Source organism: Ramlibacter aurantiacus (assembly GCF_016722895.1).
Classification (GTDB): Bacteria; Pseudomonadota; Gammaproteobacteria; order Burkholderiales; family Burkholderiaceae_C; genus Ramlibacter; species Ramlibacter aurantiacus.
In genome coordinates, this window is the sequence record NZ_JAEQNA010000005.1 from 21,877 (window position 1) to 39,576 (window position 17,700).

The 17,700-nt window shown below is 70.1% G+C and carries 20 protein-coding genes; 13 read left to right on the top strand and 7 right to left on the bottom strand.

Annotated elements, in window-relative coordinates; translation table 11 throughout:
• The first annotated feature begins 7 nt into the window (after positions 1 to 7).
• The 9 genes from JI739_RS13950 to JI739_RS13990 all read left to right on the top strand — a co-directional run bounded on the left by JI739_RS13950 (position 8) and on the right by JI739_RS13990 (position 6,188).
• Entirely contained in the window at positions 8 to 538 is a 531-nt protein-coding gene (locus JI739_RS13950) for a flagellar basal body-associated FliL family protein (protein ID WP_201684538.1), read from the top strand.
• A gap of 14 nt (positions 539 to 552) precedes the next feature.
• Positions 553 to 1,557, top strand: coding sequence for a flagellar motor switch protein FliM (locus tag JI739_RS13955; protein WP_201684539.1), 1,005 nt, complete (start codon positions 553 to 555; stop codon positions 1,555 to 1,557).
• A 14-nt stretch (positions 1,558 to 1,571) separates the two neighbouring features.
• Positions 1,572 to 1,997: a flagellar motor switch protein FliN gene (fliN, locus tag JI739_RS13960; RefSeq protein WP_201684540.1), complete on the top strand. Its 426-nt coding sequence runs from the start codon at positions 1,572 to 1,574 to the stop codon at positions 1,995 to 1,997.
• A 32-nt stretch (positions 1,998 to 2,029) separates the two neighbouring features.
• A complete protein-coding gene (gene fliO, locus JI739_RS13965) occupies positions 2,030 to 2,362 on the top strand; it encodes a flagellar biosynthetic protein FliO (protein WP_236589637.1) in 333 nt (110 codons plus the stop codon).
• Positions 2,359 to 3,114 carry a flagellar type III secretion system pore protein FliP gene (gene fliP, locus JI739_RS13970; RefSeq protein WP_236589639.1) on the top strand — a complete coding sequence of 252 codons (756 nt, stop codon included), beginning with the start codon at positions 2,359 to 2,361 and terminating at the stop codon, positions 3,112 to 3,114. The genes fliO and fliP overlap by 4 nt, the downstream gene beginning before the upstream one ends.
• Positions 3,115 to 3,384, top strand: a complete 270-nt coding sequence (gene fliQ / locus JI739_RS13975) for a flagellar biosynthesis protein FliQ (RefSeq protein ID WP_201684542.1) — start codon at positions 3,115 to 3,117, stop codon at positions 3,382 to 3,384.
• A 10-nt stretch (positions 3,385 to 3,394) separates the two neighbouring features.
• The gene (gene fliR / locus JI739_RS13980) at positions 3,395 to 4,153 is read left to right on the top strand and encodes a flagellar biosynthetic protein FliR (protein ID WP_201684543.1); all 759 of its coding nucleotides are present in this window, start codon (positions 3,395 to 3,397) and stop codon (positions 4,151 to 4,153) included.
• A gap of 110 nt (positions 4,154 to 4,263) precedes the next feature.
• The gene (locus JI739_RS13985) at positions 4,264 to 5,205 is read left to right on the top strand and encodes an amidohydrolase family protein (protein ID WP_201684544.1); all 942 of its coding nucleotides are present in this window, start codon (positions 4,264 to 4,266) and stop codon (positions 5,203 to 5,205) included.
• Positions 5,202 to 6,188, top strand: a complete 987-nt coding sequence (locus JI739_RS13990) for an NAD-dependent epimerase/dehydratase family protein (protein ID WP_201684545.1) — start codon at positions 5,202 to 5,204, stop codon at positions 6,186 to 6,188. The genes JI739_RS13985 and JI739_RS13990 overlap by 4 nt, the downstream gene beginning before the upstream one ends.
• 24 nt (positions 6,189 to 6,212) lie before the next feature.
• Here JI739_RS13990 and JI739_RS13995 read toward each other — a convergent pair whose 3' ends face one another.
• Positions 6,213 to 6,725: a MarR family winged helix-turn-helix transcriptional regulator gene (locus JI739_RS13995; RefSeq protein WP_201684546.1), complete on the bottom strand. Its 513-nt coding sequence runs from the start codon at positions 6,723 to 6,725 to the stop codon at positions 6,213 to 6,215.
• A gap of 78 nt (positions 6,726 to 6,803) precedes the next feature.
• Between JI739_RS13995 and JI739_RS14000 the strand changes: the two genes are divergently transcribed.
• Together JI739_RS14000 and JI739_RS14005 are read left to right on the top strand one after the other, a co-directional pair.
• Positions 6,804 to 7,769: a Bug family tripartite tricarboxylate transporter substrate binding protein gene (locus JI739_RS14000; RefSeq protein ID WP_201684547.1), complete on the top strand. Its 966-nt coding sequence runs from the start codon at positions 6,804 to 6,806 to the stop codon at positions 7,767 to 7,769.
• A gap of 5 nt (positions 7,770 to 7,774) precedes the next feature.
• Complete coding sequence (locus JI739_RS14005; protein WP_201684548.1) at positions 7,775 to 9,082, top strand: sulfatase family protein; 1,308 nt, start codon at positions 7,775 to 7,777, stop codon at positions 9,080 to 9,082.
• A 24-nt stretch (positions 9,083 to 9,106) separates the two neighbouring features.
• On the opposite strand, the gene JI739_RS14010 is transcribed toward JI739_RS14005, so the two are convergent.
• The 3 genes from JI739_RS14010 to JI739_RS14020 are packed head-to-tail and all read right to left on the bottom strand — an operon-like array spanning position 9,107 to position 11,170.
• Entirely contained in the window at positions 9,107 to 9,532 is a 426-nt protein-coding gene (locus JI739_RS14010) for a PaaI family thioesterase (protein WP_201684549.1), read from the bottom strand.
• Positions 9,525 to 9,983 (bottom strand): MaoC family dehydratase, encoded by a 459-nt coding sequence (locus JI739_RS14015; RefSeq protein ID WP_201684550.1) that lies wholly within the window; start codon positions 9,981 to 9,983, stop codon positions 9,525 to 9,527. Before JI739_RS14015 ends, JI739_RS14010 begins: the two co-directional genes overlap by 8 nt.
• On the bottom strand, positions 9,983 to 11,170 hold the full coding sequence (locus JI739_RS14020; protein WP_201684551.1) for a CaiB/BaiF CoA transferase family protein: 1,188 nt from the start codon (positions 11,168 to 11,170) through the stop codon (positions 9,983 to 9,985). Before JI739_RS14020 ends, JI739_RS14015 begins: the two co-directional genes overlap by 1 nt.
• A 247-nt stretch (positions 11,171 to 11,417) precedes the next feature.
• Here JI739_RS14020 and JI739_RS14025 point away from each other — a divergent pair, with 247 nt between their 5' ends.
• Together JI739_RS14025 and JI739_RS14030 are read left to right on the top strand one after the other, a co-directional pair.
• On the top strand, positions 11,418 to 12,857 hold the full coding sequence (locus JI739_RS14025; RefSeq protein ID WP_201684552.1) for an aldehyde dehydrogenase family protein: 1,440 nt from the start codon (positions 11,418 to 11,420) through the stop codon (positions 12,855 to 12,857).
• A 40-nt stretch (positions 12,858 to 12,897) separates the two neighbouring features.
• A complete protein-coding gene (locus JI739_RS14030; protein ID WP_201684553.1) occupies positions 12,898 to 13,881 on the top strand; it encodes a Bug family tripartite tricarboxylate transporter substrate binding protein in 984 nt (327 codons plus the stop codon).
• 12 nt (positions 13,882 to 13,893) lie between these two features.
• Here the strand turns inward: JI739_RS14030 and JI739_RS14035 are convergent, their stop codons facing one another.
• The 3 genes from JI739_RS14035 to JI739_RS14045 are packed head-to-tail and all read right to left on the bottom strand — an operon-like array spanning position 13,894 to position 17,698.
• Positions 13,894 to 15,543, bottom strand: a complete 1,650-nt coding sequence (locus JI739_RS14035) for an AMP-binding protein (RefSeq protein WP_201684554.1) — start codon at positions 15,541 to 15,543, stop codon at positions 13,894 to 13,896.
• Positions 15,544 to 15,596: 53 nt separating this feature from the next.
• Entirely contained in the window at positions 15,597 to 16,709 is a 1,113-nt protein-coding gene (locus JI739_RS14040) for an iron-containing alcohol dehydrogenase (protein WP_201684555.1), read from the bottom strand.
• A 17-nt stretch (positions 16,710 to 16,726) separates the two neighbouring features.
• Entirely contained in the window at positions 16,727 to 17,698 is a 972-nt protein-coding gene (locus tag JI739_RS14045; protein WP_201684556.1) for a Bug family tripartite tricarboxylate transporter substrate binding protein, read from the bottom strand.
• Positions 17,699 to 17,700: the final 2 nt, after the last annotated feature.

Genomic DNA, 17,700 nt, shown 5'->3' on the forward strand with positions numbered 1-17,700 from the left:
AGTTCCCATGTCTGCCGAAGCCGCCGCCCCGACCAAGAAGTCGTCCAAGACATTGACCGTGGTGTTGCTGGCGGCGCTCGTGCTCGGCGCCGGCGGCGGTGGCGCGTGGTGGTTCCTCGGCGGCGGTGCGGGCGGCGCGAGCGCACCGCGCGAGGCCAAGCCCATCTTCAGCAGCCTGGAGCCCTTCACCGTCAACCTGCTCGATGACCGCGGCGAGCGCTTCGCCCAGATTGGCGTGATCCTGCAGGTCGAGGACTCGAACGTGGACGTGCAGATCAAGGAGCGCCTGCCGGCGCTTCGCAACGCCATCCTGCTGCTGATCACCTCCAAGCGCCTGGAGGAGCTGATCACGCCGGAGGGCAAGCAGCAGCTGGCCGACCAGGTGCAGATCAAGGCCGGCGAAGCGCTCGGCTGGGTGCCGCCGGGCGCCCATGACGAGGTGCAGCCCGGTGCGCGTGCGCCGGAACGCACCCGAGCGACAGCCGCCGCGCCCAACCCCGTGCGCAAGGTGCTGTTCTCGCAGTTCATCGTCCAGTAGGCGGAAGGCGCCGCGTGTCCCAACCCCTGTCCCCGGCGGAAGTCGAGGCGCTGCGGACCGGCGCCCTGAACGCCGCGGTGCAGGCACCGCGCACGCCGGTGCACGACGACGGCGTGCGCGCCTTTGCCCTGGGCAATGCCGACGGCGCCGTGCGCGCGCCCATGCCGGCGCTGGACGCGATCCACGAGCGCCTGGCCCGCCACCTGCGCAGCGGCCTGGGCCGCTTCCTGCAGCGGCCCGTCGAGGTGGTCGTGCGCGCGCCGGCGGTGTTGCGCTTCGACGCCTTCATGCGCCAGCTCGGCACGCCCGTGACCATGCACCTGCTGCGCGTGCGGCCGCTTCGCGGCATGGCGCTGATGCTGTGCGACCGCACGCTGGTCGCCGCGGTGGTGGACACGCTCTTCGGCGGCCCCTCCACGCCTGCCGCCGAGGCCAGCCCCCAGCGAGAGCTGTCGGCCACCGAGCAGCGCATCGTGCGGCGGCTGGTCGAAGCCATTTCGGCGGAGGTGGCGCGCAGCTGGCTGCCGGTGCATCCGCTGGCGCTCGAATACGCGCGCGCCGAGGGCGACCCACGCTTCGCACAGATCGCCCTGCCGGCGGAGATGGTGGTCACGACCGCCATCGACATCACGCTCGGAGAGACGACGGCCTGTGTGCTTCTGGGCATCCCGCTGGGCAGCTTCGATCCGATCCGGGACCTGCTGCAGGCCAGCGCCGCCGGCGAGCCGGGCGCCTCCGACCGCCGCTTCGTCGACCTGCTGATGCAGCAGATCAAGTCGGCCACGGTGGAACTGGTCGCCGAGCTGGCGCACGGCCAGGCGACGGTCGGCGAGCTGCTCGCGCTCAAGCCCGGCGACTTCATCGCGCTGGACATCGAACCCACGCTGGTCGCCAAGGTGGACGGCGTGCCCGTGCTCGCCTGCGACTACGGCACGCTGGGCCACCGCTACGGCCTGCGCGTGCGCGAGTTCATCGCGCAGCCTTCGCAGGCGCCGTCGTCAACCAAGGATTCCCGCTAACCGGACGAGACGCTGTGAACGACTCCCTTCCTCCCCACGCGGGCGACGTCCCGCCCGGCGACTGGGCCGCGGCCCTGGCCGAAGCCGACGCGCAGGCCGCGCAGGCGCGCCCCGCCGGCAGCGCCTCCAACCTGTTCCCGCCCCTGGGCGCGGGCGCGGGCGCGACCGCGGCGGCCCGTGAAGACATCGACCTGGTGCTGGACATCCCGGTGCAGCTCACCGTGGAACTGGGCCGCACCCGCATCCCGATCAAGAACATCCTGCAGCTGGCGCAGGGCTCGGTGATCGAGCTGGAGGCCATCGCCGGCGAACCCATGGACGTGCTGGTCAACGGCTACCTGATCGCGCAGGGCGAAGTCGTGGTGGTCAACGACCGCTTCGGCATCCGCCTCACCGACATCGTCACGCCCTCCGAGCGCATGCGCCGGCTCGGCCGCTGAACCCGGAACCGCGCGCGATGGCGAACACGTCGATGACCTGGTCCCTGCTGATGCTGCTGCTGGTCGCGGCGCTGATCCCCGCCAGCCTCTGGCTGGTCAGGCGACTGCAGACGCTGCAACCCTCGCGCGGCCCGCGCGTGATGGAGGTGGTGGCGCAACTTCCGCTCGGCCCGCGCGAACGCGTGACCGCCGTGCGCGTGGGCCGGCAGGTGCTGGTGCTGGGCGTGACCGCGCAGCAGATCACGCTGCTGGCCGAAGCGCCCGAGGGCAGCCTGGAGCTGCCGCAGCCGTCCGGCCCGCGGCAAGACTTCGCCAGCGTGATGCAGTCGGTCGCCGGGCGCTTCCATCCAGGACGGCCGCGATGACCCCGATCCCGTCGATGGCGCGCCGGCTCGGCGCCGCCAGCCTGCTGCTGGCCGCCGGCAGCGCGCTCGCGCAGGCCAGCCCCCTGAGCGTGGTGGCCCAGACCAGCGGCAACACCACCACCTATTCGGTGCCGGTGCAGACGCTGCTGATCTTCGGGGCCCTGAGCTTCCTGCCGGCGGTGCTGCTGCTCATGACCAGCTTCACCCGCGTGATCATCGTGTTGAGCCTGCTGCGCCAGGCGCTCGGCCTGCAGACCACGCCGCCCAACCAGGTGCTGGTGGGCCTGGCCCTGTTCCTCACCTTCTTCATCATGGGCCCCACGCTGGAGGCCATCCACGCCAACGCCTACAAGCCGTACAGCGAGCAGAAGCTCTCGTTCGAGGAGGCGGTGCAGCGCGGCGCCGACCCGCTGCGTGCGTTCATGCTGCGGCAGACGCGCGAGGCCGACCTGGCCTTGTTCAACCGCATCGCCGACGCGCCGCCCGCGCAGGAAGCCGCCAACGTGCCCCTGCGCGTGCTGGTGCCGGCCTTCGTCACCAGCGAGCTGAAGACCGCCTTCCAGATCGGCTTCATGGTCTTCATCCCCTTCATCGTCATCGACCTGATCGTCGCCAGCGTGCTCATGTCCATGGGCATGATGATGTTGTCGCCGGTGCTCGTCGCCCTGCCCTTCAAGCTGATGCTGTTCGTCCTGGCCGATGGCTTCAACCTCCTCATGGGCTCCCTGGTCGCCAGTTTCGGAACGCGCTAGATGTCGCCTGAAGCCGTCCTCGATTTCGGCCGCGTCGCCATGCACATGCTGGTGCTGGTCTCCACGCCCGCCCTCCTCACCGCCCTGGTCATCGGCCTCGGCGTGAGCCTGCTGCAGGCGGTGACGCAGATCAACGAGGCCACCCTGTCCTTCCTGCCCAAGCTGCTGGGCGTGCTCGCGGCCCTGGCGCTGGCCGGGCCCTGGATGGTGTCGATGCTGGTCGACTGGCTGCGCCAGGTGATCACGGGGATCCCCGGCGCCATCGGGTAGCGGCGCGGCGGTGATCACCTTCACTCCGCAGCTGCTGGACGCCTGGCTGGCCAGCTGGCTGCTGCCGTTCCTGCGCGTGCTGGCCCTGTTCAGCGCCGCCCCGCTGCTGTCGAGCCGGGCGTTCCCGGTGCGCGCGCGCATCGCCGCGGCCATGGCCATCGGCGTCGTCGTGTCCCCCTTCGCCAACGTGCCGGCGGGCGTCACGCTGGGCTCGGCCACGGGCTTGCTGCTGGTGCTGCAGCAGGTGCTGATCGGCGTGTCCCTGGGCTTCGCCGCGCGCCTGCTGTTCGCCGTGTTCGAGACGGCCGGCGAGATCATCGGGCTGCAGATGGGCCTGTCCTTCGCGGGCTTCTTCAACCCGCAGGGTGGCACGCAGTCCGCGGTGAGCAGCTGGCTGAACGTGCTGGCCATGCTGCTGTTCGTCTCCATCAACGCCCACCTGGTCCTGATCGAGGCACTGGTCGCCACGTTCGAGACGCTGCCCATCACCGCCGATCCGCTGGCCAGCCTGGCGCGGCTTCGGCTGGAGCGGCTCGGTGCCGACGTCTTCCAGCTGGCCCTGGCCCTCGCCCTGCCGGCCACGGTGCTGCTGCTGTTCGTCAACGGGGTGCTGGGCCTGGCGTCCCGCGTGGCGCCGCAGATGTCGATCTTCGCGGTGGGCTTTCCCATCACGCTCGCGCTGGGCATGGTGGCCCTGCTGCTGGGCGTCGATCACCTGGCGGGCGTGATGACCCAGGGGCTGGAGCGGTTCATCGGGGCGGTGCGGTAGGCGCGCGCCGGCACACCGGCGCCATACCCACCATGCACGGGCTGCATAGAGGCAGACAGGCGGCGCCCGGCTTTCCAGAATGGGCGACTCTCCCCCGAAGCGAGCCCTGCATGAGCGACAACTCCCGAATCGACGTCCACCACCACACCGTTCCCGCTTTCTGGGCGGACCAGCTTGCCCGCTACGGAGGCGATCCCAGCGGGTGGGGCGTTCCCTCCATGACCGTGGCGCAGGACCTGCAGGCGATGGACCGGCATGGCATTGGCAAGGCGTACCTGTCGCTCACCTCGCCCGGCATCAGCGGCTGGCCGACCGAGCTGCAGCCGGGCATGGCGCGTCGCGTCAACGAGTACACGGCCGAGGTGAAGGACAGGTACCCGGAGCGCTTCGGCTTCTTCGCCACCCTGCCCCTGGCGACCATCGAATCCGCGCTGGCGGAGCTCGCGCATGCGATCGACGCGCTCGGTGCCGGCGGCGTGGTGCTTCCGAGCAATGCCGATGGCATCTACCTGGGAGAGGAACGTTTCGAGCCCCTGTGGGCCGAACTCGACCGACGGGCCACGGTGGTGCTGATCCATCCGACCATGCCACCCGCGGCCCCGATCCCCGGCATTCCATCCCCGCTGATCGATTACCCGTTCGACACCACGCGCGCGGCCCTGAGCATGATCGACCGGGGCGTGTTCTTGCGCCACGCCCGGGTGAAGGTGATCCTCTCGCACGGCGGCGGCTTCCTGCCGTACGTGGCCTACCGCGTCTCGGGCGCCATTGCGGCGCGGCAGCGCCATCGCACGCCCGGCAGCGTGATCGCGGAGATGAAGCGCTTCTACTACGACACCGCGCTGGCCAGCGGCGCGCCCACGCTGCGCTGCCTGCTCGACTTCGCCCCGGCCGAGCACGTCCTGTTCGGCAGCGACATCCCCTATGCACCGGAGCCCAGCGTCGCCTGGTTCACCCGCAGCCTCGATTCGTTCGAGGGCATCGCCCCTGAACAGAAGCGGCAGATCGACACGGCCAATGCCCTGCGGCTATTCGCCGAGGTGCAGGCGTGAGGACGGTCCTGGTCACCGGCGCCGGCACCGTCGGCGCCGAGATTGCGCGCCAGCTGGTGCGGCGCGGGGACCGGGCCGTGATCGTCGATCTCCGACTCGACGAGCGGCGGCTCGCCGCGACCGGCCCGAACCACGCCATCGAACGGGTACGCGCGGACGTTCGAGACCTGGCCGCGCTGGAGGCTGCGGTACAGGCCCACGGCGCGCAGTCGGTCATCCACACCGCGGCGCTGCTCACCGGAGCATGCCGCCAGGACCCGAAGGCCGCGGTGGACGTGAACATCGGCGGCGCCCTCAACGTGATGGAGCTGGCGCGGCGCGGGCTCGTGGGGCGCGTCGTGCTGTGCAGCTCGACGACGGTGACCTACCAGTCCTTCGACGACTACCCGGGCGGCAGCACCATCCCCGAGGACTTCACGATGAAGGCGCTCTCGCAGGCGCCGGGCTCGTTCTATGCCGCGACCAAGCTTGCCGCCGAGCACTTCGCAGGCCTGTACCGCAGCGAGCTCGGCGTTGATGTCGTGTGCGTCCGGTATGGCGCGGTGCTCGGCCTCCACGCGGACGATGCCGGGCTGGTGGCGCGCATGCTGCGTGAACTGCTGGTGCCCGCGCAGCAGGGCCGGGAGGCGGTGGTCTCGCAACCCGCTCATGCGTGGCTCGGCATCGAGGAATTCATCGACGTGCGCGACTGCGCCGCCGGCACCCTGGCCGCGCTGGATGCCCCGGCGCCGAAGCAACTGGTCTACACCCTTTCGAGCGACCAGGGATGGACGCTGGATTCGCTCACGTCGCTCATTCGAGAGCTCCACCCCGACTTCCGCGTGCGCTACGACGTGGCGCCTGCTGGCGGGTTCGCGAACTTCTCCAAGGTCCGTCGCGCCCCGTCGGACATCAGTGCCGCCGCTCGTGACCTGGCCTGGCGTCCGCGGCACAGCTTGAAAGAGAGCATCGCGGCTTTTGACGAGGCCTTGCGCCGCGGGTGATGCCGTCCGCCGGCGAAGCGGGTCTCAGGGCTTGGCCGCGTGCCCCCCGAGGTACCGCCGGGCCCGCAGGCCCTCGCCTTCCTCGCACAGCAGATGCGCCCTGTGCTGCAGGCGCTGCAGGTAGTCGTCCAGCGCCTGCAACTCGGCGTCGCCCAGGACTGCGAGCAACTGGCGATTCTGGTCCGCCACGAGCGGCAGCAAGGCCTGGTACAGGCCCTCGCCCGATGGCGTGAGACACACGCGTGCCTGGCGCCTGTCGCCGGGCAGCTGCCGGCGTTCGACCAGGCCTTTGCGGATCAATTGCTGCAAGACGCGGGAGGTGCGCGCGCGGTCCAGCGTCATCTCGCTGGCCAGCCTGGAGGGCGATAGCTCGCCGGCGTGGCCGAGCACGGCGAGCAGCCCCCACTCCCGGCGCGAAATGCCGTGCATGGCTTCGCAGGCGCGGACGATCGGCAATCCCGCCACGCCCAGCAGCCTGCCGAGCCGGTAATTCAGCAGCTCCTGCAGGCTGGCGGCGTCGCGAGATATTCGGGTCATTCCGGGTTTCAGTTGTTTAGAACAATCGCGCAGGCCAACTCTAAACTGCCCCGCACACGGTCAGAAGGAGACACAGCGATGCAGTGGAAATTGGCACTCGCCTTCGCGGCGGCAGTCCTGCAACCCCCGGCGCAGGCGCAGGCAGGCGCGTCCGGTTGGCCCGAACGGCCGGTGCGCATCGTCGTTCCGGCGCCGGCCGGCTCCCCGTCGGACCTCATCGCGCGCCTGGTCCTGGAGCACGCGCGCCCCCGCTTCGGCCAACCGCTCATCGTCGAGAACAAGCCCGGGGCCGGCGGCTCGCTGGGCAACGCCGAACTGGCTCGTGCGGGTGGCGACGGCTACACCTGGATGTTCGGGCCGGACACCGTCTACACGGTCAACCCGCACATCTATCGCAACCCGAACGCCAAGGCGGACCACGTGGTTCCGGTCCTGGTGGCAACCCGGTTCAACCAGACGCTCGTCTGCCACCCGGCGCTGGGCGTCAAGACCTTGCCGCAGCTGCTGCAGATGGCCAGGCTCAGGAAACTCGACTACGCCTCCGGCGGCGCGGGAACCCCCGGCCACCTGGCCTCGGAGATGCTGTGGTCCGCCGCAGGCGTCGAGATGCAGCACATCCCCTTCAGCGGCCCGGCACCGGCCACGCAAGCCGTGCTGGCGGGAACGGTCCCCTGCGGCTTCCTGGCCGGCCCCACCGTGCTGCCCCATGTGCGCGAAGGCCGGCTCGTCGCCCTGGCGGTGTCCGGCACGGCGCGATCGCCGAGCCTGCCCGATGTGCCGACCGTCGCCGAAGCCGGCGTCGCCGGCTACGCAGCCGACTTCTCCATGGTGTTGTACGCCCCGCGGGGAACGCCGCAGCCGATCGTCCAGTCGTTCACCACGACCATGGCCGCCGCGCTGCAGACGCCGCAGGTCCGCGAAAGTCTCAAGCGGACGGACCAGGAGGTGGTCGCCCTGCCGCCGCGCGAGGCCGGCGACCTGATGGCGGACATCTCGGCCAAGTGGGGCGCGCTGGCCCGCAAGATCAACCTGCAGATCGACTGAGGCCCATGGACCGAAGGCCCAATTTCATCTTCATCCTCGCCGACGACCTGGGGTACGCGGACCTGGGCTGCTTCGGTGCCCGGGACGGTGCGTCCACGCCCCACCTCGACCGGCTGGCGGCCGGCGGGGTGCGCTTCACGGACGGCTACGCCAACTCCGCGCTGTGTTCGCCCTCGCGCTTCGCGCTGATCACCGGCCGCTATCAATACCGGCTGCGCGGCGCCGCCGAGGAGCCGCTGCCGCCCAGCGCGAAGGGCCAGGCCCACCTGGGCCTGCCGCCCTCGCACCCGACACTGCCTTCCCTGCTGCGCGACGCCGGCTACGACACGGCGCTGGTGGGCAAGTGGCACCTGGGCTATCCGCCGCACTTCGGCCCCCTGAAAAGCGGCTACGACGAGTTCTTCGGCACGCTGGGGGGTGGCATCGACTACTTCAGCCACATCGACCACACCGGCACGCGCGACCTCCATGACGGAGAGGTGGCGTGCCACGAGCGGGGCTACGTCACCGATCTCCTCACCCGGCGCGCCGTCGACTACGTGAGCCGCCGGCACGACCGCCCGTTCCTGCTCAGCCTGCACTACACGGCACCGCATTGGCCCTGGGAAGCGCGCGATGACGAGGCCGAGTCCGCGCGAATCGGCCGCGCCCTGCTGCACTACGACGGCGGCTCACCGGCGACCTACCGGCGCATGGTCAGCCACATGGACGAGGGCATCGGGAAGCTGCTGGCATCCCTGCAGCGCCACGGCCTGGACCAGAACACCTTCATCGTCTTCACCAGCGACAACGGCGGTGAGCGCTTCTCCGACGTGTGGCCCTTCGTCGGGGCCAAGATGGACCTGCTGGAGGGCGGCATCCGCGTGCCGTTGATCGCTCGCTGGCCCGCAGGCATGGCCGCGGGCGCCAGCACGCCGCAGGTGGCGGCCACCATGGACTGGATGCCGACCTTCCTGTCGGCCGCCGGAGTGGTCCCTGACCCCGAATTCCCGCCCGATGGCATCGACCTGATGCCGGTGTTGCGCGAGCCGGGCCGCGTGCTCGAACGTGCCCTGCATTGGCGCATGAAGCACCGCGGCCAGCGGGCCCTGCGCCTGGGCGACTGGAAATACCTGGTGCAGGACGGACACGAGTACCTGTTCAATTTGGCGGCCGACCCGCGCGAACGTGCCAACCTGGCCCGGCGCTCTCCCGGCATCCTGGCCGACATGCGCAGGCAGTTCGACGAATGGGAGCAGCGGATGCCGTCCATTCCGCCGGACGCGTACGTCGGGCGAACGGCCACGGGGGAAGACATGGCGCGGCCCGGCTGAAACGTTCGAGCCGCTACGAAAGGATCAGGAAGAGGGCAGCTTGAACACGGCACTCGCCGTCATCACCAGGCGCCCGCCGGCCTCGATACGTCCGCTGGAAAAGCCCACCGAGCGCGCCAGCCGGTCCACCCGTGCTTCGGCGCGGACGAGGTCACCGAGCCGGGCCGCCCCGACCATGCTGCAGGACAGCTGCATCGTGACCGGATGGCCGGCGCCTTGGCCCTGCATCGCCGCCTGGAGCGCCGAACCGAGCGCCACGTCGATCAGCGTCATCAGAACGCCGCCATGCACGCTTGCGTTGGGGTTGGTGTGCTGCGGCCCGATGCGAAGGAGCACCACCGCGCCGTCGGCGTCCGCGCGCGACCACACCGGCCCGACATGGTCCATGAAGGTGCCGCCCTGCTCCATCAGGGTGAAGCCCGCCTCGGGCGCCTGCGAGAACTCATTCATAACCCAGCATCCCGAAAGTGGCAGCCAGCGCGGGGCGTTCCCCGCCTTCGATCTCCATCGTGCACTGGCATGCCAGGCGCGCCCCGCCGTCCTCCCGCATCTCGAACGATGCAAGCACCAGCCGCAGGCGGATGCGGTCACCCGGCTTCACGGGCGTGGTGAAGCGGACCCTGTCGAGCCCATAGTTCACCCAGCGCTTGGCGGCCGTGACATCGAAGCATTGCTTTAGCAAGCCGGTGAGCAGGGACAGCGTGAGGAACCCATGCGCGATGGTTCCGCCGAAGGGCCCCTCGGCCCGTGCCCGCGCCGGGTCGAGATGGATCCAGTGCTGGTCGCCGGTCAGGGTGCCGAATGCATCGATGGTCGGCTGCTCGATGCGGACCCAGCCGCTGACACCGAGTTCCTGGCCCACCCAGGGGGCCAGTTCCGCGAAGTGCTCCACCCGCACCATCAGTCGTTCCCCTCGTTCACGGCCACCACGCCCGAACGTGCCAGCGCGGCGATCTCCTCGGACTGGAATCCCATCTCGGTCAGCACCTGCGCCGAGTGCTCGCCCAGGTCGGGCGGCGGCCGCACCTGCTGGCCCCGCTGGCCGTCGATGCGAACCGGACGGCGGATGCTGCGCACCGTGCCGTAACGCGGATGCTGCAGCTCGTGCAGCACGTCGAGGTGACGCACCTGCGGATCGTCTTGCAGCTCCTGCATCGACAGCTCGGGAGCGAACGGCACGTCGTGCGGCTGCAGCAGCGACACCCATTCGTCGCGTGGGCGGGTCTTGAACACATCGGCCAGCTTGCCGGCAAGGTCTTCATAGGCGCGCACCCGGTCCATGCGCGTCGGGTAGTCGGCGATCCACTCCGGGCGGCCGATCGCGGTGCACAGCTCGCGCCAGAACTTGTCGGGCGAGGACAGGTGCAGGCCGATCCGCTTGCCGTCAGCACACGCCAGGGTGTAGGCCTGCGACATGGCGGCACGCTGGAACACCGGCACCTCGCCGCCGGTGGCCAGGTGCTGCGTCAGCGGCTCCACGCCGAGCGCGATGGTGCTCTCGATCATGTTCACCTCCACCTGCGCGCCCTGGCCCGTCACGGTGCGGCGGTACAGCGCGGCGATCATGCCCATGGCGGCGTGCATGCCGGTGGCCGCATCCGAAACGGCGGGCCCCACCACGCGGGCGTCGTCGTTGGTGCGGAAGCGGCTCATCCAGCCCGACAGCGCCTGCCCGACGTTGTCGAAGGCAGGACGCATGGCGTAAGGCCCGCTTTCGCCGAAGCCGGTGATCGAGCAATGGACGATGCGGCCGTTGATCGCGCGGACCGATTCGTAGTCGAGCCCGATCCGGGCTGCGACGCCTGGCCGGGTGTTGATCAGCACGACGTCCACCGCCGGCAACATCCTGCGCAGCACGGCGCGGCCCGCATCGCCCGCGTAGTCGAGGACCAGCGAGCGCTTGTGCCGGTTGTGCGCCTGGAACTGTGGGCTGTAGCGGCCGTCGGCGAAACCTCGGAACGGGTCGCCCGCCGACGGCCGCTCGACCTTGATCACGTCCGCGCCCAGCTCGGCCAGCATCATGGCCGCATACGGCGCGGTGATGAAGCTGCCGAAATCGAGAACGCGTATGCCTGCAAGTGGGTCCATGGTGCCTTCCATCGCAAGTTCCAGTGGCCAGGCGCCGATGGAACGGGTCGGGCCATGCTAGGGGGCATCGGCCGCCGTCCCAATCGAAGCGACACATGGGGCCTATGCGCCTTGCGCATTGCGGTTCGCTTGCCTGCGGGTCCGCGCGCATGCCGGCCCCGCATGGGCCGTATGCGCCGGATCGATAGGTCGGCATGGAGCCGGCTCGTATGATTTTTTTCCTTCCCTATCTGCCGAGACACACACCATGGCCGCTGCCGAGGACCGCCTGCCGGTGCGCAACCCGCGCACCGGGGACAACGACTACTGGATCACGCCGCCATCACCGAAGCGCCTCCACGAGATCTGCCAGGAGTTGCGCGCGGCGCAGGTGGCCTGGGGCGCGCGGCCCCTGGCCGAGCGCATCGCGGTGATGCTGCGCTGGGCCGACGCGATCGAGCGGCACGCCCAGGCCATCGGCGATGCCGAGGCCATCGACACCGGCCGCTGGAAGCTGTCGCACCAGGTGCCCCACATGGTGGTGGACGGAATCCGCGGCTGGTGCAAGAGCGCGCCGGCCCTCATCGACCGCGCCCTGCTCAGCGGTACCAGCACGATCTATCCGAACGTGAGTTTCCAGTCCCAGCTCAAGCCGATTCCGCTGCTGGGCGTGATCAGCCCCTGGAACCATCCCTTCCTGCTCGCCACGCTGGACGCCATTCCGGCGCTCATCGCCGGCTGCGCGGTCGTCGTCAAGCCCAGCGAGATCGCGCCGCGCTTCGTGGAGCCGGTCCAGCGCACCGTGGACGACGTGCCCGAGCTCGCCGCCGTGCTGCGCTTCATCACCGGCGACGGCCGCACCGGACAGGCGCTGATCGAGGAGGTCGATGCGCTGTGCTTCACGGGCAGCGTCGGCACCGGGCGCAAGGTGGCGGTCGCCTGCGCGAATCGATTCATCCCGGCCTTCCTGGAGATGGGCGGCAAGGACGCGGCCGTGGTCACCGCCACGGCCGACCTCGACCGTGCCGCGACGGCGGTGCTGCGCTCGTCCGTGTTCGCGACCGGCCAGATCTGCTTCTCGACCGAGCGCGTGTACGTGCACGAGTCCGTCCACGATGCCTTCGTCCAGAAGCTGGTGGAGAAGTCGAACCAGCTGGAGCTGAGCTATCCCGATCCGCGGCGCGGCCACATCGGCCCGTTCACCTTCGTCCGCCAGGCCGCGATCGTCGACGCGCACATCGACGATGCCCTGGCGCAAGGCGCCCGCCTGGCATGCGGCGGCAAGAGCGAGCAGCTCGGTGGCGGCCACTACATGCGGGCCACGGTGCTCACCGAGGTGACCCACGCCATGAAGGTCATGACCGAGGAAACCTTCGGCCCGGTGACACCGGTGATGCGCTACCGGACCGAGGAGGAAGCCATCGCGCTGGCGAACGACAGCGATTACGGGCTCTCGGCCGCGGTGATCGCGGGCGACGTGGAAGAGGCGCGCCGCATCGGCGAGCGGCTGGACGCCGGGGCCGTGGCCCTGCAGGACGCCGGCATCACCATCGCCATCCTGCGCGACGCGGAGAAGAATTCCTTCAACCTGTCCGGCATGGGCGGATCGCGCATGGGGCCCAACGGGCTGCTGCGCTTCTATCGCAAGAAGGCGCTGATGGCCAACCACGCGGCGCCGGCGGACATGCTGGCGCTGGGTGAGGCTTGAGTGCCGACCGCCACCCATCCCTGAAAACGGAGGTCACCTGATGCAACGTCGCCCGCTCCTGTTCGCCGCAGTCGCCGCCAGCGTGGGGCTGCCGGTCACTCGCCTGCACGCGCAGCCCCGGCCATGGCCCAGCCGCCCCGTGACGATCACGGTCATGTTTCCTGCGGGCGGGGTGGCGGACATCATCGCGCGCAGCGCCGGGGCCGATCTGGCGGAAGCGTTCGGGCAGCCCTTCATCATCGAGAACCGCCCCGGTGCCAATGGACAGATCGCGGCGGAGCACGTGGCACGGTCCGCCGCGGACGGCCATTCGCTGCTGCTCGGCTCGGACGCGCTGACCTCTCTCAATCCGCTGATCTACGCCAGGCTTCGATACGACCCGGTGAAGGACTTCGCGCCCGTCACGCAGCTGGTTCGCGGGATCAAGGCGCTGCTGGTGAACAGCTCGGTGCCGGCATCCGATGTGGCGCAGTTGATCGCGTACGCCAAGTCCAACCCGGGAAAGCTGAACTACGCGTCCTTCGGGATCGGCAGCAACCCGCACCTGGACGGAGAGATGTTCAAGGCCCTGACGAACACCTCGCTCACGCATGTGCCGTACAAAGGCGTGGCCGAAGCCGTCCCGGCGCTGGTGGCTGGCGACGTGCACGTCCTTTTCTCCGCACTCGGGCAGGCCGCACCGCACATCCGCGCCGGCAGGTTGAAGGCCCTGGCCGTTTTTTCAGCGCAACGGCAGTCCACGATGCCGGCGCTGAAGACCGCCGCCGAACAGGGCCTGAGCGGGATCGCCGGTGGCGCCTGGTTCGGGCTGCTGGCGCCAGCCGCGGTGCCGCGCGAGGTCATCGACCGGCTGGCCAGCGCCTGCGCCGGTGCGATCGGCAAGGAGGCGTTCCGCAGCCGCGTGATCGAAGGCCTGGGCATGGAGCCCATGGGGACCGACCCCGAGCAGTTCGCCCGCAACCTGGAAGCGGAACGCAGGCTTTACGCCGCCATGGTGAAAGCAGCCGGCATCGAGCCGCAGTGAGCGGCTCCTTCGTCAGGCGGCCGGGCCCCGCGCGTAGAGCCGGTCCGCTTCGGCCGCGCGCAGGTCCCGCGCCCGCGCCTGGTTGACGTAGCCCTTGTCATTGATCTCGCCTGCCTCGGGGTCTGGCCCTGATGGCAGCACAGCCGCGGCGACGATGCGCTGGGCGGCACCGCCTGCGCTGGCGTTGTGGCGCGCCACCGCATCCTCCAGCTGCCGCGCGGCATCGGGCGCGAGCGGGTCGCGCATCCAGGCCAGCGCACCCAGCCAGGGGCGATTCGGGCCGACCAGCACCAGGTCGTGGATGCTGCCGTCTGCGCAGGCGAGCAGGGACGCCCGCACCGCCGAAGCGTTCACCCAGGTGCCGCTTTGCAGCTTGAAGTCCTCTGCCACGCGACCGTCGTACAAGAGGCCGGCAGCCGGCTGGTCCGGGTCGGCCAGCCGCAGGGCATCGCCGGTTCGGAAGAAGCCTTCATCGTCGAACTGGGCGCGGCTCGCCTCGGGCGCACGCCAGTAGCCCGAGGCGACACTGGGACTGCGAACCCATGCCTCGGTCTTGCGGCCGTTGGGCACCAACCGCAGCGTGACGCCCGGTGCCGGGGTGCCGACCTGGCCCGGCCCGCCGTCGGGCGTCTGGAGCAGCGTGGCACTCGGACCCGTTTCCGTGGCGCCCCAGCCCGTGAGGACAGGGATGTCACGCCCCTGGCTGCGCGCCAGCACCTGCAGCCGTTCGAACAGCGGCTGGGGCATGGCGGCGGCGGCGAAGAACATCGCGTCCAAACGTCGGAAGAATTGCCGGCGCAGGGCCTCGTCCGCTTCCAGGGCACCGGCCAGCCTCGCATAGCCTGCCGGCACATTGCAGTAGAAGGTCGGCGACACCTCGGCCAGGTTCGCCAGGGTGGTGGACATGCCTTCCGCAGTGGGGGCGCCGGCATCGATCACCAGCGTGCCGGCGAGGCGCAGCACGAGGTTGATGTTGTTGTTGCCCCCGAACACGTGGGTCCAGGGCAGCCAGTCGACCATCACCAGCGGCTGCTGCCGCAGGAACGGCCAGACCTGCAGGACCATCTGGGCATTGCTGGTCATCATGCGTTGCGTGTACGGAACCGCCTTGGGGGACCCGGTGGAGCCCGAGGTGAAGTACAGCTTGGCCTGTGTGTCCGGCTCCGGCAGCGCGAGTGTCTCGTCGACTGCGCCGTCCGCGGTCGCCTCCAGGACCGGCACTTGCGGCACGCCACAGGCGCGCAGGAAATCTTCCGCAGCCGGATCGTCCGACCAGCAGGCCTGCGGCCGCAGCGTCGCGACCATCGAGCGCAGCCTCTCGCGCCCGGCGACCGAGGCCGCATAGCGCGGATTCACCGGGGCCACCGGGATGCGCGCCAGCATGGCGGCCAGCGTGATGCGGGCCTGGGAGATCGAGTTGCGCGCGAGCAGCACCATCGGAAGACCCGGCTGCAGGCCGGCTGTGCGAAGGGCACGAGAGAGCCGGCGCACCTCCGCCCAGGCCTGGCCGTAGGTCCAGCACGTCCAGCCGGTGCCGGCACGCTCCATCAGGAAGGCTCTTGCCTGCGCCTGCTGCGCCGCGTCCTGCAGCCAGTGCAGCACGCTGGGCGCGGTGGGCTGCAGGGGCTGGCGGTTCGCCAGCAGCAAGGTACCGTCCGGCATGCGCTCCAGGGTCAGCTCGCCCGCGGCCGGGGCGCACGGGGCGCTGCACGGGTTCAGAACACCGCCTCCAGCATCGCGAAGTAGTCCTGTGCCTGTCCAGGCCGGATCGTGGTGCGGTTGAACACGCTGGCCGCGGCGGCCGCGGCGATCCCGGGCAGCGCGTCGCGTGGAACACCGAGCGCCTGCAGGCTGGCGGGCAGGCCGATGCGCCGGTTCAGTTCGGCCAGTCCGTCCTCGGCAGGCTTGCCGAAGATCGCATCCAGCGGCGCGAGCTTGTCCGCCGCGACCGGTCGCGCGAAGCGCAGGGCCGCCGGCAGCAGCATGCCCACCAGGGTGCCGTGGTGCAGGTCGTAGGCGTCCAGCGGAATCGACAGTGCATGCGCCGCGCCCAGTCCCTTCCAGAAGCACATGCCGCCTTCCAGCGCGCCCATCATGGTGTTCCAGCGCGCCTCGCGGTCACCCGGTCGTTCGACGGCCGTGGCCAGGCTGCCCGCCAGGCGCCGGATGCCGTCGAGGGCGGTGGCATCGACCGGCGGATTGATCGCCGGGGAAAGGTAGGCCTCCAGGCAGTGGCCGAGCGCGTCGATGCCGGCGCCGGCGGTCATGCCCGGGGGCAGGCTCAGCGTGAGCCCGGGGTCGCAGATGGCCACCTTGGGCACCAGGTTGACGCTCAGGAAAACGGCCTTGATCCCGCCATCCCCAAGGGCCACCCCGGCGCCACGGCCGATCTCGCTGCCGGTGCCGGCCGTCGTGGGAATCGCCACCACGGGTGCCACGTCGGGCCGGATGCGGGCACTGCCGCCCTGCTCGCTGCTGTAGGTCCCGAGGGGGCCTGCGTGCGTATGCAGCAGCGCCACCGCCTTGGCCAGGTCGATGACGGCGCCGCCGCCCACGGCCACGATCGCGTCGCAGCCTTCGGCCCGGTACATCGCCAAGGCCGCCTGCGCGGCCGCCTCGGTCGGATGCCGTGGGCAGTCGAGGTACGAGCTGGCGGGAAGGTCCTGCAGCGCCGATCGCACCCGGTCGAGCAGTCCGGCGGCAACGACGCCGCCGTCGGACATCAGCAAGGGCCTGCGGGCGCCCAGCGCCTGCAGCTCCGCAGGCAACGTGCCGATGGCGCCGAATCCGAACTGGATGCGGTTGATGTACTGGATGAAGCTGACCATTCGGGGGCGACTTCGCTTCAGTCGAGCTTCACGTTGGCGGCCCGCACATAGCGCGTGTAGCGCTCCACGTCGGCCTTGAGCACCTGCTGGAAGTAGGGGCGACCGGTGGGGGCAGGTTCCAGCGCGAAAGGCGTCAGTCGCTGGCTGCGGAACGCCGGGTCGGACACGATCTTGTCGATGTGGTCGGCCAGGGTCTGCAGGACTGGGGCCGGGGTCTTGCCGGGCGCGAACAGGCCGAACCAGACGTTGGTTTCCAGGTTCTTCACCCCCTGCTCCTCGAAGGTCGGCACATCGGGCAGTTGCTCCATGCGCTTGGGCGCGGTGGTGCCCAGTGCCTTCAGCTTGCCCTGGCGGATGAAGGGGATGCCCTGGTTGGGCGACGTGAAGACCGCGTCGATCTGGCCGCTGATGATCGCGGGGATGACTTCGGCCGCGCCCTTGTAAGGCACGTGCGTGAGGTTGACGCCGGTGGCCACCTTGAAGGCCTCGCCGGCCAGGTGCGCATTGCTGCCGATGCCGAAGGAGCCGTAGCTGACCTTGCCAGGGTTGGCCTTCGCATACGCGATGAACTCCTGCAGGTTGCTGGCCGGCAGGTCCGAGCGAACCATGAGGTACTCGGGCAGATGGGCCACCGCGACGATCGGTGCCAGGTCGGTCTGAGGGTTGTACGGCAGTCGGTTGTAGAGCAAGGGGTTGATGGAGTACGTCGCGTCGGTGGCGATCAGCAACGTGTGGCCGTCCGGCGCAGCCTTGGACACGAAGTCGGCGGCGATGATGGTGTTGGCACCCGGCTTGTTCTCGACGATGACCGGCTGGCCGAGGGCGCCGCCAAGCTTCTCGCCGATGGCCCGGCCGAGGTTGTCCATCGGGCCGCCAGGCGGGAAGGGCACGACCAGCCGGATCGGCTTGTTGGGAAAGGTCTGGGCGATGCCGGTGGTCGCGGCGCACAGCGCGGCGATGGCCAGCAGCAGTCGGGGCAGCAAGGTCATGG